Origin of the sequence: Exiguobacterium sp. USCH10, from assembly GCF_037619445.1 — a bacterium.
Classification (GTDB): Bacteria; Bacillota; Bacilli; order Exiguobacteriales; family Exiguobacteriaceae; genus Exiguobacterium; species Exiguobacterium aestuarii_A.
In genome coordinates this window covers 192,438-209,791 of the sequence record NZ_JAQPZO010000004.1, presented here as the reverse complement: position 1 = coordinate 209,791, position 17,354 = coordinate 192,438, and the positions used below count along the sequence as shown (strand labels likewise).

The following is a 17,354-nucleotide window of genomic DNA, read 5'->3' as shown; positions in this document are numbered from 1 at the left end:
TTTAAAGTTGGTTTGCAAAACTTACTACGTTTTGAATTTGATATGAAAACCCTTATGACAGTGGCTGTTATAGGTGGCGCTATCATTGGGGAATGGGGAGAAGTGGCCATTGTTGTCATTCTCTTTGCGATTAGTGAAGCTCTTGAACGATTCTCTATGGATAAAGCAAGACAATCGATTCGTTCATTAATGGATATTGCACCAAAAGAGGCACTCGTTAGACGAAATGGGCAAGAAATGATGATCCATGTGGATGACATTGCCATTGGTGATATTATGATCGTGAAACCCGGCCAGAAGATTGCCATGGACGGGACTGTAGTAAGCGGCTATTCGGCTGTTAACCAGGCGGCCATTACGGGCGAGTCTGTTCCTGTTGCGAAAACGGTTGATGATGAAGTGTTTGCAGGTACCTTAAATGAAGAAGGATTACTTGAAGTAGAAATAACGAAACTTGTAGAAGATACAACAATTTCTAAAATTATTCATCTTGTAGAGGAAGCACAAGGGGAACGTGCTCCTTCGCAAGCATTTGTTGATAAATTCGCAAAATATTACACACCGATTATTATGATCATTGCAGCATTAGTTGCTATAGTCCCTCCATTATTCTTTGATGGCAGTTGGGAAACATGGATTTATCAAGGATTAGCTGTTCTTGTTGTCGGCTGTCCTTGTGCATTGGTTATTTCCACTCCGATTTCCATTGTTTCAGCAATCGGGAATGCAGCGAAAAAGGGCGTTCTTATAAAAGGCGGTATTTATCTAGAAGAAATGGGTGCCTTAAAGGCCATTGCATTTGATAAAACGGGCACACTAACAAAAGGTGTCCCAGTGGTAACTGATTTTAATGTGTTGAACAAGCAGGCAAATGAAAAAGAATTGCTGTCCATCATTACTGCATTAGAATATCGTTCCCAGCATCCTCTTGCTTCAGCCATTATGAAAAAAGCAGAAGCGGAGAACATTAATTATTCTGACGTACAGGTAGAGGATTTCTCTTCTATCACAGGAAAGGGTATAAAGGGTATCGTAAACGGGACGACTTATTACATCGGTAGCCCGAAACTCTTTAAGGAATTATTGACTAATGATTTCGATAAAGACTTAGAGCAAAATGTTACTACTCTTCAAAACCAAGGCAAGACAGCTATGGTGGTCGGAACTGAAAAAGAAATACTTGCTGTGATTGCGGTAGCGGATGAAGTACGTGAATCAAGTAAAGACGTTATTCAGAAATTGCATCAACTTGGCATCAAAAAGACCATTATGCTTACAGGCGATAACCAAGGTACCGCGAATGCGATCGGCGGCCATGTTGGCGTATCGGATATTCAGGCAGAACTGATGCCAGAGGACAAATTAAACTATATTAAACAATTGAGATCCGAGTATGGCAACGTAGCAATGGTAGGAGATGGGGTCAATGATGCACCTGCATTGGCGGCCTCAACAGTTGGGATTGCAATGGGTGGAGCTGGTACAGATACAGCACTGGAAACGGCAGACGTTGCTTTAATGGGAGATGATTTAAGAAAACTTCCATTCACTGTGAAACTAAGCCGTAAATCCCTAAATATCATCAAAGCTAACATCACCTTTGCAATTGCCATTAAATTTATTGCCTTACTATTGGTTATCCCAGGTTGGTTAACGCTCTGGATTGCCATCCTTTCAGACATGGGGGCAACTCTTCTGGTAGCGTTAAATAGTATGCGGCTTATGCGGGTCAAGGAATAAAAGGGAAAAGGGCTTTCTGGTTGTCTGGAAAGCCCTTTTTCTTACCATGTATAGAAATTTGGGGGTTAGTTACATTAAAAATGATTAAAAATGGGTATACGTTACAGGTTGGTTCACAGCAGTTTTAGGATTACATATTGCACGAAAACGGTTCTGTTTTTTCGTGAAAGACCGTTCGTTTATTTCATTCTGAAATCACCGGAGGAGGAAGCTAAAATGACAAAAGATGTCGATTTGTTAGTAATAGGAGCAGGATCTGGAGGTTATGTGGCGGCCATACGGGCGGCCCAGTTGGGGAAAAAAGTGGTTCTGGTAGATAAAGCAGAACTAGGGGGCGTTTGCCTTAACCGGGGGTGTATCCCATCAAAAGCTCTTATTAGTGTGTCTGAGCGGGTAAAACATATTCAACACGCCAGTGCAATGGGCATCAAGGTTTCTGGTGAAGTTCAAGTAGATATGCCGGAAGTAGTAAAGTGGAAAGACGGCATCGTGAATAAGTTAACCAGCGGGGTTAAGACCTTACTGAAAGGCAATGGAGTAGAGGTAATCAGTGGAGAAGCCTATCTTACTAAACCCTATACGGCTAAAATCAAAATGAATAACGAAGAACAAGTATATTCCTACAAAGATTTAATCCTTGCGATAGGATCTTTGCCTTTCGAACTAAAAAGTATGCCATTTGATAAAAAAAGAATCATTTCTTCCACTGAGGCATTGGTGCTGCAGGAAGTACCAAAACATTTAGTTGTGGTAGGCGGTGGTTATATTGGTTTGGAGCTGGGCACTGCTTATGCCAAATTCGGATCAAAAGTGACCATTCTCGAAGGGTCCAACACGATTCTTCCAGGTACCGATCCTATGCTTACAAATGTGGTAAAACGGCATCTAAAAGAACTAGGTATCACAGTTGTAACCAATGCTCTGGTCCAAGGCGGAGAAAACACAGGGGATGAAGTAAAAGTTCGTGTACAGGTTGATGGCAAGGAAGAAGTGGTTAACGGAGATTATTGCTTAGTTTCTATAGGAAGAAAGCCGAACACAGGGAAAATTGGGTTGGAAAATATCGGAGTAGAATTAGACGAGCGTGGTTTTATTAAGATAAATGAGAAATGCCAGACAAACGTGGAGCATGTTTATGCAATAGGTGACTGTGCTGGCGGATACCTCCTTGCCCATAAAGCTAGCTACGAAGGAAAAGTAGCTGCAGAAGTGATTAGCGGACAAAACAGCATCATTGATTTTCAAGCCATGCCTTTTGTTATCTTCAGTGATCCTGAAGTTGCCTACACAGGATTAACAGAGAAAGAAGCAAAAGAACAGGGATACGAAACGGTTTCCAGCCGTTTTCCATTCCAAGCGAACGGAAGGGCATTATCTGTTTCAGATGCAGATGGCTTTGTGCAGATTGTAGCCGAGAAGAACAGCAAAAGGGTGTTAGGCGCACAGATGGTAGGACCAGAAGTATCGTCGCTTATTGCTGAAGCAGTTTTTGCCATTGAATCTGGAGCAACTGCCGAAGATCTAAGCCTTACAATCCATGCCCATCCAACGTTGCCTGAGCCATTGATGGAAGCGGCGGAAGGTGTGATGGGGCACGCCATTCACATGCTGAATAAAAAGAAATAATGTGAATGCAGCAGACCTGCACTTTTCATAAGTGCAGGTTAAACTTTTCATTTAATGGAGTGGGGGAATTAATGGACATTTTGTTTTACGTCCTAACTGCGGCTTTCGCAAATGTCCTGGGTGGCTTTGTGATCTTTCTTAAAAAAAATTGGTCTAGAAGGGGCTTAAATGGCTTAATGGCGCTGAGCGCCGGGATACTTTTCACTATTGCGATTATGGATTTAATACCAGAAGCATTAGAAATTCAGGAATCCAGTGCCCTATATATTGTTATTGGCTTTGGTTTGATCTTTTTGTTCCAGCAGTTTCTTGCACCCCATTTTCATTTCGGAGAAGAGACTCATAAACATTCTCATTCTCAAAGCACAACCTTTAGTGCTTTATTGGGCATGCTGGTTCACACGTTTTTTGATGGTGTCTCTATTGTAGCCAGTTTCAAAATAGACGAGAGAATAGGATTTGTTGTATTGATTGCTGTATTAATACATAAAATTCCGGATGGTTTAACGATTTCTTCCATCGTATTTGCAAGCTTTGAAAGCAAGAAGAAGGCGATAGGAGCATCTTTCTTATTGGGTCTATCAACGATAACAGGCGCGATCGCAGCCGTGTCTCTAACACAATTTTTTATGGTAGATAGCAGCATCCTCGCGATAGCTCTTTCCATTACAGCAGGAATATTTCTATACATATCTACCGTTGACTTGCTGCCTGTTGTTAGTGCCACTGAAGACAGAGTCGTTATTCTTTTCTTTTTTGTAGGGATATTGCTATATTTTGCTCTTCACTGGATAGGGGAGCTACTTCCCGTATATTTACACTAAGCAGGGGAGAACCTATTCATAACATTCAAACATACGTGTGAATGTTTTAATAACTTACCATGGAGTTGATAAAAGTGGCTTTGACTATTATTTCCGCAATTGGGGCTTTCTTAGTAACCAATATTGATGATATTTTTGTTTTGATGCTGCTGTTCTCTCAGGCAAATGCACAGGCTAGAGCGACTGGCGGTTTAAAGATGAACGCGCAGACAAAGAGTAACCGGATCTACCCTAAAGATATAGTCATTGGGCAATACTTAGGTTTTGCCTTGCTGGTTTTGATCAGTCTTTTGGGAACTTTTGGCGTCATGTTGATTCCAGAAAAATGGGTTGGATTGCTTGGTTTAATTCCGATCTATTTAGGGATTAAACTGTTTATTAAGGGTGAAGATGAAGATGAAGGTGCGATCCTCTCCAGTTTAAACTCAGGGAGATTTAACAAACTATTTATGAGTGTAGCCTTCATCACATTCGCTAATGGCGGGGACAATATCGGCATCTATGTGCCTTATTTTACAACTTTAAGTGTGAATGAACTGGTAATTACGGTTATTATCTTCTTTATAATGGTTGCTGTCTGGTGTTTTGTAGGATATCGTTTAGCTTCCTTCAGACATGTTTCTGAAGTTTTGGAGAAATACGGAAGATGGATTATCCCTATAGTCTTTGTTGGATTAGGGGTATACATCATGGCAGAGAACGAAACGTTTAGTGCCCTTTTGAGTTTAATAAATTATTAAAAAATAATCTGAACTGCCCCCCGTCAAGTAGACAGTGGAAATAATAAAAGTGATTTAAGCAGCTTTCGCTCTATATTCTTTAGGGCTGAGGCCGTTTAATCGTTTTTGGTATCTTTCGTGATTATAAAAATAGATGTACTCATTTATGGCAATGTTAAGTTCTTCAAAGGTCTGATACTTATGTAAATAATACTTTTCACATTTTAACGTGCCGAAAAAAGATTCCATTGGTCCATTATCAATACAGCGACCAACCCGTGACATACTTTGAGTCATTCCTGCCGCCTCTAATTTACGCTTGAACGCCTTAGAGGTGTATTGGAATCCACGATCACTATGAATCAGTGGGTGTTCTTGATGCAATCGTACGTTTACTTGACCGTGTACTATGGTACACGGTTTATAATATTCATGGGGTGAAATAAGATGATTTATCGCATTAGTGAGTTTGCAGATAAATGTGGAGTTAATAAAGAAACGATCAGATATTACGAGCGAAAAAATTTATTACAAGAACCTCACCGAACGGAAGCTGGTTATCGGATATATTCATATGATGACGTTAAGCGTGTTGGGTTTATTAAACGAATACAGGAACTTGGTTTTTCTTTAAGCGAGATTTATAAATTACTTGGTGTTGTAGATAAAGATGAAGTTCGTTGTCAAGATATGTTCGAATTTGTTTCTAAAAAACAAAAGGAAGTGCAAAAACAAATAGAGGATTTAAAACGAATTGAAACTATGTTAGACGACTTAAAACAACGATGTCCAGATGAAAAGCAATTACATTCGTGTCCAATAATAGAAACATTAACATGAGAGATTAATTAACGAAAGGAGCTTTTTTATGAATAAATTTAAGGTAAACATTTCAGGAATGACTTGTACGGGTTGTGAAAAACACGTAGAATCAGCACTTGAAAAGATAGGTGCTAAAAATATTGAGTCTAGTTATCGTCGTGGTGAAGCAGTATTTGAACTGCCCGATGATATTGAGGTTGAAAGTGCAATAAAGGCGATTGATGAAGCAAATTACCAAGCCGGAGAAATTGAAGAAGTATCATCACTAGAAAACGTGGCGTTAATTAATGAAGACAATTATGACCTTCTTATTATTGGTTCTGGTGCTGCTGCCTTTTCTTCGGCAATTAAAGCTATAGAATACGGTGCAAAAGTTGGAATGATTGAGCGTGGAACGGTTGGGGGAACCTGTGTGAATATTGGCTGTGTTCCGTCAAAAACTCTTCTTAGGGCAGGGGAAATCAATCATTTATCAAAAGACAATCCGTTTATAGGTTTACAAACATCCGCTGGAGAAGTGGATTTAGCTAGTTTAATCACGCAAAAGGATAAATTAGTGAGCGAACTTCGGAATCAAAAATATATGGATTTAATTGATGAATATAATTTTGATTTAATTAAAGGTGAAGCAAAATTCGTTGATGCTAGTACGGTTGAGGTCAATGGGGCAAAGTTATCTGCAAAACGCTTTTTAATTGCAACAGGTGCATCGCCTTCGTTGCCCCAAATTTCAGGACTTGAAAAAATGGACTATTTAACTAGTACAACACTTCTTGAGTTAAAGAAAATACCAAAACGATTAACTGTAATTGGTTCAGGATACATTGGAATGGAGCTTGGACAACTATTTCATCATTTAGGTTCAGAAATAACGCTTATGCAAAGAAGTGAGCGACTTTTAAAGGAGTATGATCCTGAGATTTCAAAGTCAGTTGAAAAAGCGTTAATTGAACAGGGTATAAACCTTGTCAAAGGGGCAACTTTTGAGCGTGTTGAACAAAGTGGAGAGATAAAAAGGGTTTACGTAACAGTAAATGGCAGTAGAGAAGTCATTGAATCAGATCAGTTACTTGTTGCCACTGGAAGAAAACCAAATACGGATTCTTTAAATTTAAGTGCAGCAGGTGTTGAAACTGGAAAAAATAATGAAATCCTGATCAATGATTTTGGTCAAACAAGTAATGAAAAGATTTATGCAGCAGGAGATGTGACTTTAGGACCACAATTTGTATATGTAGCAGCCTATGAAGGTGGAATTATTACTGATAATGCTATTGGTGGATTAAACAAAAAAATAGATTTATCGGTAGTTCCTGCTGTTACGTTTACGAATCCGACGGTTGCAACGGTTGGTTTAACAGAAGAACAAGCAAAAGAGAAAGGGTATGATGTGAAGACATCTGTATTACCTTTAGATGCTGTTCCAAGAGCAATTGTAAACCGTGAAACAACCGGTGTATTTAAACTAGTAGCAGATGCAGAAACACTAAAAGTATTAGGGGTTCATATTGTATCTGAGAATGCAGGAGATGTCATCTATGCAGCATCATTAGCTGTTAAATTTGGCTTAACGATAGAAGATTTAACAGAAACCCTAGCACCATATTTAACAATGGCTGAAGGGCTAAAATTAGCTGCACTTACGTTCGATAAAGATATTTCGAAATTATCTTGTTGTGCAGGCTAAGGGAACTTTTTTACAACTCCCTATTCAAGTGAACCAGCTAATGCTTTAAGGGATTTTCTAAGTGCATTTGTGGTCACAAAAATAATTTAACACTGATGATTTCGACATCAAATCTATAATTGATACCTTAACACCGCAGAGTAATAAAGGATGAATAATATGTCAGACTTATTATCCCTACCAGACATTAAAACAATAGAACCGCCACAAGAAAATGAAACCGATATGATGTTTAAAGTTGAAGCAGTCGGACCACCTGAACGTTGTCCTGAATGTGGTTTTGACAAGTTGTACAAACACAGTTCAAGAAATCAACTAATTATGGATTTGCCCATTCGTTTAAAGCGAGTGGGCTTACAATTGAACCGTAGACGATACAAGTGTCGTGAATGCGGATCTACCTTCTGGGAACGCCTAATATCTGTAGATGAAAAGCGTAGTATGACCAAAAGGCTTTTAAAGTCCATTCAAGAGCAATCCATGTCTAAGACCTTTGTAGAAGTCGCAGAAAGCGTTGGTGTTGACGAGAAAACCATTAGGAACGTTTTTAAGGACTATGTGGCACTCAAAGAACGTGAATACCAGTTTGAAACTCCTAAGTGGCTTGGGATAGACGAGATACATATTATCCGTAGACCTCGGCTTGTATTGACTAATATTGAACGCAGGACTATTTATGACATCAAGCCTAACCGTAACAAGGAAACAGTCATCCAACGTCTTTCAGAAATCAGTGACAGGACTTACATTGAGTACGTCACAATGGATATGTGGAAGCCCTACAAAGACGCAGTGAACACTATCCTTCCACACGCTAAAGTTGTCGTAGATAAGTTTCATGTAGTTAGAATGGCTAATCAAGCCTTAGATAACGTCAGAAAGTCTTTGAAAGCCCATATGAGCCAAAAAGAAAGACGTACCCTTATGCGTGAAAGGTTTATCCTTCTAAAGCGTAAACACGATCTAAATGAACGTGAATCATTCCTCTTAGATACTTGGTTAGGTAATCTTCCTGCTTTAAAAGAAGCCTATGAACTCAAAGAAGAGTTTTACTGGATATGGGATACTCCTGATCCAGATGAAGGTCATCTTCGTTATAGTCAATGGAGACACCGTTGTATGTCCAGCAACTCTAAAGACGCATATAAAGACCTCGTGAGAGCCGTAGACAACTGGCATGTCGAAATATTCAACTACTTTGATAAAAGGCTCACTAATGCTTATACGGAGTCAATTAACAGCATTATTAGGCAGGTAGAACGAATGGGTAGAGGTTACTCGTTTGATGCCTTACGAGCCAAAATCCTTTTCAATGAGAAGCTCCATAAAAAGCGTAAGCCACGATTTAATTCAAGTGCTTTCAATAAAGCTATGTTATACGATACTTTCAATTGGTATGAAGTGAATGATCACGACATTACAGACAACTTTGGTGTCGATTTTTCCACACTTATTAAGAATTTGGAGAAGGGTGATTTATAAGCCCTTTTCCACCATAAAATCCGAATACCCAATAAAACTAAGTACCACAATCCAAAGTGACTTAAAATCAACATAGGGGATACAAGTCTACTTCATCGTTAAATTAAAACATCTTGTATACGTTTCGACGTCGAAACGTATACAAGATGTTTTTAGTTGTCGCTTATAAAATAGACTCAACTTTTCTTCGTTATATAAACTGAGGAAGAGCACAGCGCTATTTTTAAAGCGTATATAGAGTAAGAACGACCGTATACAAATATGTCAGGCGCAGAATTAATCGCCTAAAGCCCTTATTTTCATTGACGAACACAAACAGCGGAATATAAAAGAGATGACCCCGGGGTAATACTGGAGCCATCTGATTGCCGTATAGAGTTCGAGTTACTCAGTCCATAAAACTGGGCTCGTTTAAACGAAAAGGCCGTTCGTTTACCATTTTTGCCCGACATATTGAATCACAGCAGATTCGCCGTGATGGAGCGTGCCTTCTTCTCGCCAGACGACCGTCTCATGTAAGAGGAGCGGTACGAAATCGTCCTCTAGTTGGTGGAACATCTCTTCGGTGTAAAGAAGTGCGGCGTCGTTTGGTCCACCTGTCCCGTAAGCGAGTTGATGTGTAGCGTAGACTTCACTCAGAAACAAACCACCAGGTCGAAGCGTTTGTTGGATACCCGCAAACACTTTTTTTCTGACGTGTGGAAGGAAGTGGCCAAAGATACAGATGACCATGTCATACGCCTCGTTTGGCCAATCGGCTTCATTCAAATCGATTTGTTTCGTCTGAATGGATACGTTTCGTGACGTCGCCAAGCGCTTCGCTTTGGCGATCCCTGCTATAGAAGTGTCCCATATCTCGACTTCAAAGCCGAGCGTGGCGAGCCATACCGCGTTTCGACCTTCGCCCTCAGCGATGGCCAATACATGTTTTCTTTCAGGTTGATGAAACGTGACCCATTCGCGTAAAAATTCGTTTGGCTCGGTCCCATACACATACTCTTCCGAACTAAATCGTTCATCCCATTTCGACAAGCCATTCACTCCCTCGCTACGTTTCTTTCACTATAGCAAAACGAACGGACGACGGTGAAAATCCATCACGATTTTCTGGATTCATGCATAGTCCCGATGCGAGAGGGGAATAGATTTCTGAACTAATGGATAGAGTGGAGGCTAAGTGATGGAGAAAGTAGATGCGTCGTTGTGGATTCGTGTACGAAATACGCTTGGTGAAGGTCCGTGTTGGGATGCCGAGCTGAAGCGGTTTTATTGGGTAGATATCGAAGGCCATACATTGTGGTGGTATGATGAGCGAGAAGACGAAATCTCGTCGTTTGAAGTCGGGAAACAAGTCGGTTTCGTCATTCCAAAAGTGACGGATGGCGTTGTCCTCGGTTTGAAGGACGGCATTTATGAATGGGATGAGATTAATCGGGACTTGAAGAAGATTGTCGAGTTGGATGATCCGGACGGTCAATTGCGGTTCAATGACGGAAAAGCCGATCCATACGGTCGAATCTTCGCCGGAACGCTTCATCTCGAAGACAAAGAGAATCAAGCGACATTATATCGTGTCGATCGGGATGGTACGACGACGACACTCATGGATGAGCTCACACTTTCGAACGGGTTGACGTGGTCTCCTGACCATTCCGTTTTTTATCATATCGATACACCGACTGAAAAAATTTGGAAATATGATTTTGATTTGAAGTCAGGAACGCTCTCAAACGGAGAGGTCGTCATTGATTTTTCCGAGGAAGAAGGTTTTCCTGACGGGATGACGTCCGATTCTGAAGGCTGCCTATGGATTGCACATTTTGCTGGTGGACGAGTGTCACGTTGGGACCCGTCAACAGGTGTGAAACTATTGGAAGTGCATGTTCCTGCGCCGAATGTCACCTCATGCGCCTTTATCGGGGATGGGCTGAATCGATTAGCCATCACGACGGCTCGTGAAGGAATGGATGAAGAAGCGCTTGCCGAATATCCGGATGCAGGATCGGTATTTATCGTCGACACAGAAGTGAAAGGGATGCCATTGTATCGTTTCGGTCGCTGAGGAGGAAATACGATGGTGAAACGACTGTTGGTTCGAGCAGGTATTGGGTTCGCAGTTGCAGCAGCAGTTAAGATGGGGATTCAAAAGATCCAAGAAAACCGAGCACGTGAAGAAGACCATTCGTACCTCGACCCGAAGTGGGATGAGGTGCCGAGCGTCGATACAGACAAAGACGAGGATGAAGTCGGATTGACTCAACTCGACTCGATTTATCGGGCTGAATGGCAGGCGAACGCTTATCCGCGTTCAGAGGCAGAACGAAGAGCGTTGGAAGAATGATTATACTTTCTTCGAAAACACGTCCGTGTGGCGTGTTTTTTTGTTGACAAAAAGATGTTACCATTCCATTATATAAAAAGTAATCATTACGATTTAAATGGAGGATAAATCATGAAAAGAATTCCAATTACATTACTCTCGGGGTATCTTGGTAGCGGCAAGACGACGCTGCTTAACCACATCTTACATAACCGAGATCAAAAGAAATATGCCGTCATCGTGAACGATATGGGTGAACTGAATATCGATGAGAAGTTGATCGAGCAGGGAGGATTCTCCCGGACCGATGAAAAATTAGTCGAACTTTCGAACGGATGTATCTGTTGCACGCTTCGCGAAGATTTGTTGACAGCCGTCTATGATTTAACGAAAGATCGCGACCTCGATGGCATCATCATCGAGTCTTCTGGTATCTCTGAACCGATTCCCGTTGCACAGACGTTCACGTATGCTGACGACGCGCTCGGAATCGATTTGACGAGCCGTGTCTATATTGATGCGATGGTCACCGTCGTTGATGCGTACCGCTTCTTCAAAGATTTCAATTCCGGTGAATCGCTTATGGAACGCCAACAAGCCGTCGATACAGTTGACGTACGTGAAGTCGTCGACCTTCTCGTCGACCAAGTCGAGTTTGCGGACATCATCGTATTGAACAAGGCGGACAGGGTATCTGAAGAAGAACTGCAGGAAATGAAGGGATTACTGAAAACGCTCAATCCGAGTGCTAAGTTGTTGACGTCGACCTACTCGAATGTGGTGTTAGACGACCTGCTTGACGTCCGGTTGTTCGATTTTGACCAAGCGATGCGCGCTGCAGGTTGGATTCAAGAACTCGAGTCGGAAGAACATACGCCGGAAACAGAAGAGTATGGCATCAGTTCGTTCGTTTACCGTCGGCGTCGACCATTCCATCCTGAGCGTTTGATGAATTGGATGGAACATTACCCTGAAGAAATCGTTCGTGCCAAAGGTTTCTTGTGGATTGCGACACGAAACGACCTTGCTTGTCTGTTTTCACAAGCTGGATATGCATCAACGCTCGAACATGCGGGGCGCTGGTTAGCGACACTTCCGCAGAGCGAACGAGAGGCTATGTTTGTAACAGAACCTGAACTGCGCGAAGACTACATCGAACCGTACGGAGACCGACAGAACGAGTTGGTCCTCATCGGTCAACGAATGGACCGGGAGACTGTCGAGCGTTCACTTGACGCATGTTTGTTGACGGATGAGGAGATGGAAACATCGTGGGATACGCTCCATGACCCGCTCCCTGGTACGGGTCAATACGTCACCTATTCAGATTGACCGTTTACAAAGCTTCGAAACATCGCTATACTGTGACTGCATAAGTAACCGCATATCAATGACTGCACTAGGGGTGCTTCGGCTGAGATGTGAGCATGGCTCCGATCCCTTATAACTCGATCCAGGTAATACTGGCGTGAGGAAGTGCGGCACTTTCTCTATGCAAGTTTGTATAGATTTTGTTGCTGCATTCTCATGAATGCGGCTTTTTTTATGCAAACACATTTAGAGGGGGAAAAAGAATGAATGAATCATGTGGTACGAGTCCGATTGTCGGGTTTCGATTCACACTAAGCCCGATGACAGACGATTTTGTCGGGACAATCAAAGGTGCACTAAAACGAACGGATCTGTCAGGTGTGTGGAGACATACGGATGACGTGTCGACGGTCATCCGTGGACGAGTCGAGCATGTGTTTGACGTCGCTCGAACGGTCTTGAGTCTTGCTTCCGAGGAAGGGAAGCACGTCTCGATGAGCGGAACATTCTCTGTCGGTTGTCCGGGAGATTCAACGGGAGATGAGGCTCTCGAGGCACCGAGCGAACCATCAAACGGTGCATCAAGAGACCAGTACGTGTCCTCGCAGTTCGCACTGTATCCGATGGGTGCTGACAATTACATGGAGCTTATCTATGAGGAAATCGAGCAAGCAAAACAGGCTGGTGTCTATAACGAGTCGATGCATTATGCATCAGGCGTCCATGGGAACTTAGATGACGTGTTCTCGTACTATGAGGCGGCTTTTAAGCGGGCGCGCGAAAAGAACCGACATGTTGTCATGACGGTGACGTTCAGCGTAAATAGTCCGTCACATGGAGGGCGACATGCTTAAATCGTGGAAATTGAAAGAAGTCGTCCTTGTCTCCGTATTATCTGTTGTCTTCGCGGTCGTCTATTTATTGTTCGTTCATATCGGTAACTTGTGGGCAGGGTTGATCGGTCCCATCGCCTACGAGTGGATCTTTGGCATCTGGTTTATCGTATCGATTATCTCCGCATACATCATTCGTAAACCGGGGGCGGCATTCATCTCAGAAGTGATGGCCGCAACGATTGAGATGTTGATTGGAAATGCCATTGGGCCACGCATCATCTTGGTCGGCATCGTTCAAGGTTTAGGGGCAGAAGCCGTCTTTGCGATGACGGGCTATAGACGTTATGAGCTATGGGTACTCATGCTTGCCGGATTTGGGTCGGCTGTCACGAGTTTCGTCTATACATATTTCATGAGTGGGTTCGCGATGTTAGAGCCAGGCTATGTGGCGACGATGTTCGGGCTGAGAGCCGTCAGTGGGATGGTCATCGCTGGAATCGGTGGGAAGTTGCTCAGTGACCTATTGCTGAAGACAGGATCACTTCGCGGTTATGCGATTTCACGAAGTGGGAACGTCCATGGTTGAGACAGAGTCACTTCATTTTCGATTCCCAGAGAGTTCTGAGGCGATTCTTGAAGACGTGACCGTTTCAATCCGTCAAGGTCGTACAATTCTTAGTGGGGCGAGCGGAAGCGGGAAATCGACGCTTCTCGCGCTCTTCAACCGTCTCTATCCGGAGAATTGTGACGGAATCCTTGATGGTAGACTCAAACTACTTGGACGATCATACGACGACTATGCACCTGGCGAGATCAATCAGCGGGTCGCAACGGTGTTTCAAGACCCGGATACGCAATTTGTCATGGAGCGGGTGGAAGAAGAACTGATTTTCACACTTGAGAACTTGTCGACACCTGTCTCAGACATCGAACAACGCGTGACAGAAATCCTCGAATCGTTACAGTTGAGTGATTATCGAAACCGCAAAATTGATTCGTTGTCAGGCGGACAGAAACAGCGGATTGCTGTTGCGTGCGCTCTAGTCGGAAGACCGAAATGGCTACTGCTCGATGAACCGTTGACGCATCTAGACCCAGTGACCGCGCAAGAATTTGTAAAATGGCTCGACAAGTTGAAAGACCTGAATGTCATTGTCGTCGAGCATCGTCCTCATCTATGGGGAGATTACTTTGACTGGCATATTGAGTTAGAGCGAGGGTGTGTCGTTAGGAATGAATCATTCCGTCCGGTCGAGGATTTTGCATTTGTGAAGTCGAACGCGTCACTCTCAGCTATTCAACGCTACAAGGTTAATGAGGTCAGACGTGATTCGTTTCAGCTCAACGAGACGGTGCTCCACGTCCGGGCTGGAGAAGTGATTGCCGTTCTTGGACCGAACGGGAGCGGGAAGTCGACATTTTTAAGAAGCATAACCGAACACGATCATCGGGTCGGACTCGTGCCACAATCACCAGAACATCTATTTTTTATGAACTCCGTTGAGCAAGAGTTGCAGTTTGGTCACGAAACATCAATTGAGACCGTGTTATCTGACATGGAGCTTCATAATCAGAGATTCCTCCATCCGTTATCCCTTAGCCATGGTCAAAAAAGGAGGCTCGCAGTTGGAATTCAGTCGCTATCGAATAAGCAATTGCTTGCATTCGATGAACCGACTGCAGGTCAGGACGAAGTGTCACTCCATGCACTCGAGGCGCTGATGAAGCGGCATGCGGAACAAGGGCAGACTATCCTGTTCGTAACCCATGACCTATCGTTCGCCAATATCGCCAATACGTTCTATTTGATGAAGGATGGGGAGCTTTCGGGACCGTTCGGGGATGAACTATGGCAGAACACAGAGATGCTCCTTAATTATCGATTGCAGGGGAGGGGAGAACGATGTCACTCCATGACATGAATCCGACAGTGAAATTTGTGACATTGACGCTCATCATGTTCGGTCTGGCACTGTTTTACAACCCATGGACCCCGCTTGTCATCATTGTCGGTACGCTACTGATTCAGCTGGTGGCGACAGACGTATCGTGGAAAAGATGGGGGCTGTTCTTAATCCCATTTCTCATCACGGCGCTCGGTACGTTTTGGACGACGCTCGTGTTTGGGAAAAATCTTGAGGGAGAGACGTGGATGACCATACTCGGTAAAGACATCACAGTTGAAGAGAGACGTGTTGCCGTTGCCCTTAGTCTTCGCGTTCTGGCGTTCACGGTCCTCTCCCTTCTTTTCATGATGACAACGGATTCAAAGCGATTCGTTATGAGTTTGATGCAACAGGCGAAGTTATCGCCAACAATCGCCTATAGTGCCCTTGTCGGGTTCCGTTTCATCCCTTTGTTGCAGCGTGAGCTACAGCAACTCCACTATGCACATCAGTTGCGAGGAATTTCGCTCAACACGAAATGGGAACGCCTTCGGCATGTTCCGAAATTACTGTTGCCACTCCTTGCCGGTTCGATCCGACGGGCAGAACGCATCGCCTTTTCGATGGAAGCGAGAGGGTTCACGAGTGGAAAACGAACGATTTATGACAAGATCGAGATCAAATCAAGTGATTTTGTTTGGTCAGGTGTATTACTCACGTTATTTGGAATTGCCATCTGGGCGGGCATATAAAAAAGGAAGATGACTCACATGGAGTCATCTTCCTTCTTCGTTTCCTTCACAATCCGAAACTTTGGTTTTACCGATTCATTGTTGAACGCCTCGAGTACCGTGTTCTCGTTGGCCATACGAATCTGTTGCGGTTCACCTTTAGCGGTCGTACCGATACAGTACATATTCGACTCGTAATCGGCAAAGAGCGATTTATAGGATGTCGCATGGTGCATCAATCGACCAGGCGAGCCCCAACCGACGATGATCATCCCGCCGCTCGCCTCCACCTCTTGTAACGTCTCTTCGACATAGTGATAATTCGTCTCGTCGAGCTGTGATTCCACATAGGGAAGATTATCATTGATGGCAAGTGTTGGCACGAGACTGATGACACGCATCTCCCGAATCGGTTGCGACAAATGATTTTGCATCAACATATAAGCACGTTGCGTTGTCGTACCTGATAAAAAGGCATCGCTCATGCGCGGTGAATAGATGATGACGGCACAAATCACTCCATCCTCGACATCCGTAAACTCATACGTTCGCAAATAACGTTTCGTTTTGTCTTCGTTGAAAATCGATTTTACGCGGATGGTTACTTCTTCTATATGCGTATTCATTTCCATTCCTCACTTTTTCATGTAAGCATCAGCCGAGTGTCTTAAACCACTCGACGTATCGAATCGTATAATAGGCGACATGTTGGCTGAAGGTGTCCCGTTCATCCGGGATGACCGTCACACTTGATTCATAATTCTCATAGTATGTCATGACATCAGTGACATACTGCTCACTTCGATTGTACTCGAAGATGGCGTTCCGTATCGATGTGACTGAATCCGTCTTTTTCCCGCCGTGTTCACTTAAATAATACGCCGCCGTATGGGCAGAATCAACAAGACTATGCGGGTCTGCCTTGCCATCGCCATTTCCGTCACGCCCGAGACCTCCGTATTGATCGATTAAAGCCAGATCTGTCAGATCGACTTCGTCTTCTGGAACATCGCCTTTTTGATCATCCGTATCATATTCCCAACCTAGCCAAGTGCGAGGCATAAATTGAAATGGTCCGATTGCGCCAACAGAGGAGCGCATCGAAGAACTGTGTGAGAAGATCGTCTCGACGCGATGTACAGCAGCAAGCAGACGCCAATCCACGTCATATGCCTCCGCGGCGTCCTGATACACAGAGAGATTAGCGTTCGGTACACCGTGCTCGCCATAATAGGTTCGATACAATCCATTGTTTACTTTATCATGTTGACCGAGCCAGCCAATTGCCCCGAGCAAAAGCACGAGTACAATGATGAAACCGGTCAGTCGCAGCATCATACGTTTCAAGATACCGCCTCCTAGCTTTTAGA

General features: G+C 43.5%; 17 protein-coding genes, 1 pseudogene and 1 riboswitch. Of the genes and pseudogenes, 14 read left to right on the top strand and 4 right to left on the bottom strand.

The window, feature by feature from the left end; translation table 11 throughout:
• From PQI28_RS09340 to PQI28_RS09325, 4 genes are all read left to right on the top strand, one after another.
• A partial coding sequence (locus tag PQI28_RS09340; protein WP_339963106.1) for a heavy metal translocating P-type ATPase occupies positions 1–1,740 on the top strand: 1,740 nt, incomplete at its 5' end.
• Positions 1,741–1,956: 216 nt separating this feature from the next.
• Complete coding sequence (gene lpdA, locus PQI28_RS09335; RefSeq protein WP_339963105.1) at positions 1,957–3,366, top strand: dihydrolipoyl dehydrogenase; 1,410 nt, start codon at positions 1,957–1,959, stop codon at positions 3,364–3,366.
• Between the two features lie 71 nt (positions 3,367–3,437).
• On the top strand, positions 3,438–4,190 hold the full coding sequence (locus PQI28_RS09330; RefSeq protein ID WP_339963104.1) for a ZIP family metal transporter: 753 nt from the start codon (positions 3,438–3,440) through the stop codon (positions 4,188–4,190).
• Positions 4,191–4,264: 74 nt separating this feature from the next.
• Positions 4,265–4,930, top strand: coding sequence for a CadD family cadmium resistance transporter (locus PQI28_RS09325; protein ID WP_435528659.1), 666 nt, complete (start codon positions 4,265–4,267; stop codon positions 4,928–4,930).
• Between the two features lie 54 nt (positions 4,931–4,984).
• Here the strand turns inward: PQI28_RS09325 and PQI28_RS09320 are convergent.
• Positions 4,985–5,278: pseudogene (locus tag PQI28_RS09320) on the bottom strand (transposase); the annotation flags it as partial.
• 78 nt (positions 5,279–5,356) lie between these two features.
• Between PQI28_RS09320 and merR the strand changes: the two are divergent.
• From merR to PQI28_RS09305, 3 genes are all read left to right on the top strand, one after another.
• On the top strand, positions 5,357–5,749 hold the full coding sequence (gene merR / locus PQI28_RS09315) for an Hg(II)-responsive transcriptional regulator (RefSeq protein ID WP_001863748.1): 393 nt from the start codon (positions 5,357–5,359) through the stop codon (positions 5,747–5,749).
• A 28-nt stretch (positions 5,750–5,777) separates the two neighbouring features.
• Positions 5,778–7,418, top strand: coding sequence for a mercury(II) reductase (merA, locus tag PQI28_RS09310; protein WP_339963103.1), 1,641 nt, complete (start codon positions 5,778–5,780; stop codon positions 7,416–7,418).
• A 159-nt stretch (positions 7,419–7,577) separates the two neighbouring features.
• Positions 7,578–8,900, top strand: a complete 1,323-nt coding sequence (locus PQI28_RS09305; RefSeq protein ID WP_009374086.1) for an ISL3 family transposase — start codon at positions 7,578–7,580, stop codon at positions 8,898–8,900.
• 432 nt (positions 8,901–9,332) lie between these two features.
• On the opposite strand, the gene PQI28_RS09300 is transcribed toward PQI28_RS09305, so the two are convergent.
• Positions 9,333–9,932, bottom strand: a complete 600-nt coding sequence (locus PQI28_RS09300) for a class I SAM-dependent methyltransferase (protein ID WP_074034352.1) — start codon at positions 9,930–9,932, stop codon at positions 9,333–9,335.
• Positions 9,933–10,080: 148 nt separating this feature from the next.
• On the opposite strand from PQI28_RS09300, the gene PQI28_RS09295 reads away from it, so the two are divergent.
• The 7 genes from PQI28_RS09295 to PQI28_RS09265 all read left to right on the top strand — a co-directional run bounded on the left by PQI28_RS09295 (position 10,081) and on the right by PQI28_RS09265 (position 16,005).
• Positions 10,081–10,962: an SMP-30/gluconolactonase/LRE family protein gene (locus tag PQI28_RS09295; protein WP_074034353.1), complete on the top strand. Its 882-nt coding sequence runs from the start codon at positions 10,081–10,083 to the stop codon at positions 10,960–10,962.
• 12 nt (positions 10,963–10,974) lie between these two features.
• Complete coding sequence (locus PQI28_RS09290; RefSeq protein ID WP_339963102.1) at positions 10,975–11,241, top strand: hypothetical protein; 267 nt, start codon at positions 10,975–10,977, stop codon at positions 11,239–11,241.
• A gap of 111 nt (positions 11,242–11,352) precedes the next feature.
• Positions 11,353–12,552 carry a GTP-binding protein gene (locus PQI28_RS09285; protein ID WP_339963101.1) on the top strand — a complete coding sequence of 400 codons (1,200 nt, stop codon included), beginning with the start codon at positions 11,353–11,355 and terminating at the stop codon, positions 12,550–12,552.
• Between the two features lie 59 nt (positions 12,553–12,611).
• A riboswitch (TPP riboswitch) is annotated at positions 12,612–12,712 on the top strand.
• 82 nt (positions 12,713–12,794) lie between these two features.
• Positions 12,795–13,385, top strand: coding sequence for a Ykof family thiamine-binding protein (locus PQI28_RS09280; RefSeq protein ID WP_214782797.1), 591 nt, complete (start codon positions 12,795–12,797; stop codon positions 13,383–13,385).
• Positions 13,378–13,953 carry an ECF transporter S component gene (locus PQI28_RS09275; RefSeq protein WP_074034359.1) on the top strand — a complete coding sequence of 192 codons (576 nt, stop codon included), beginning with the start codon at positions 13,378–13,380 and terminating at the stop codon, positions 13,951–13,953. Before PQI28_RS09280 ends, PQI28_RS09275 begins: the two co-directional genes overlap by 8 nt.
• Entirely contained in the window at positions 13,946–15,289 is a 1,344-nt protein-coding gene (locus PQI28_RS09270) for an ABC transporter ATP-binding protein (protein WP_339963100.1), read from the top strand. The genes PQI28_RS09275 and PQI28_RS09270 overlap by 8 nt, the downstream gene beginning before the upstream one ends.
• Positions 15,271–16,005 carry an energy-coupling factor transporter transmembrane component T family protein gene (locus PQI28_RS09265; protein WP_339963099.1) on the top strand — a complete coding sequence of 245 codons (735 nt, stop codon included), beginning with the start codon at positions 15,271–15,273 and terminating at the stop codon, positions 16,003–16,005. The genes PQI28_RS09270 and PQI28_RS09265 overlap by 19 nt, the downstream gene beginning before the upstream one ends.
• A gap of 14 nt (positions 16,006–16,019) precedes the next feature.
• On the opposite strand, the gene PQI28_RS09260 is transcribed toward PQI28_RS09265, so the two are convergent.
• Both PQI28_RS09260 and PQI28_RS09255 read right to left on the bottom strand, forming a co-directional pair.
• A complete protein-coding gene (locus PQI28_RS09260; RefSeq protein WP_074035263.1) occupies positions 16,020–16,610 on the bottom strand; it encodes a DUF1643 domain-containing protein in 591 nt (196 codons plus the stop codon).
• Between the two features lie 28 nt (positions 16,611–16,638).
• Positions 16,639–17,322 carry a lytic transglycosylase domain-containing protein gene (locus tag PQI28_RS09255; RefSeq protein WP_251125600.1) on the bottom strand — a complete coding sequence of 228 codons (684 nt, stop codon included), beginning with the start codon at positions 17,320–17,322 and terminating at the stop codon, positions 16,639–16,641.
• Between the last annotated feature and the right edge of the window lie 32 nt (positions 17,323–17,354).

Excerpts from the sequence above, each read along its gene's own strand:
- lpdA (WP_339963105.1), top strand. The coding sequence starts at position 1,957 with ATGACAAAAGATGTCGATTTGTTAGTAATAGGAGCAGGATCTGGAGGT.
- PQI28_RS09330 (WP_339963104.1), top strand. The coding sequence starts at position 3,438 with ATGGACATTTTGTTTTACGTCCTAACTGCGGCTTTCGCAAATGTCCTG.
- merR (WP_001863748.1), top strand. The coding sequence starts at position 5,357 with ATGATTTATCGCATTAGTGAGTTTGCAGATAAATGTGGAGTTAATAAA.
- merA (WP_339963103.1), top strand. The coding sequence starts at position 5,778 with ATGAATAAATTTAAGGTAAACATTTCAGGAATGACTTGTACGGGTTGT.
- PQI28_RS09305 (WP_009374086.1), top strand. The coding sequence starts at position 7,578 with ATGTCAGACTTATTATCCCTACCAGACATTAAAACAATAGAACCGCCA.
- PQI28_RS09295 (WP_074034353.1), top strand. The coding sequence starts at position 10,081 with ATGGAGAAAGTAGATGCGTCGTTGTGGATTCGTGTACGAAATACGCTT.
- PQI28_RS09290 (WP_339963102.1), top strand. The coding sequence starts at position 10,975 with ATGGTGAAACGACTGTTGGTTCGAGCAGGTATTGGGTTCGCAGTTGCA.
- PQI28_RS09285 (WP_339963101.1), top strand. The coding sequence starts at position 11,353 with ATGAAAAGAATTCCAATTACATTACTCTCGGGGTATCTTGGTAGCGGC.
- PQI28_RS09280 (WP_214782797.1), top strand. The coding sequence starts at position 12,795 with ATGAATGAATCATGTGGTACGAGTCCGATTGTCGGGTTTCGATTCACA.
- PQI28_RS09275 (WP_074034359.1), top strand. The coding sequence starts at position 13,378 with ATGCTTAAATCGTGGAAATTGAAAGAAGTCGTCCTTGTCTCCGTATTA.
- PQI28_RS09270 (WP_339963100.1), top strand. The coding sequence starts at position 13,946 with ATGGTTGAGACAGAGTCACTTCATTTTCGATTCCCAGAGAGTTCTGAG.
- PQI28_RS09265 (WP_339963099.1), top strand. The coding sequence starts at position 15,271 with ATGTCACTCCATGACATGAATCCGACAGTGAAATTTGTGACATTGACG.
- PQI28_RS09260 (WP_074035263.1), bottom strand. The coding sequence starts at position 16,610 with ATGAATACGCATATAGAAGAAGTAACCATCCGCGTAAAATCGATTTTC.
- PQI28_RS09255 (WP_251125600.1), bottom strand. The coding sequence starts at position 17,322 with ATGATGCTGCGACTGACCGGTTTCATCATTGTACTCGTGCTTTTGCTC.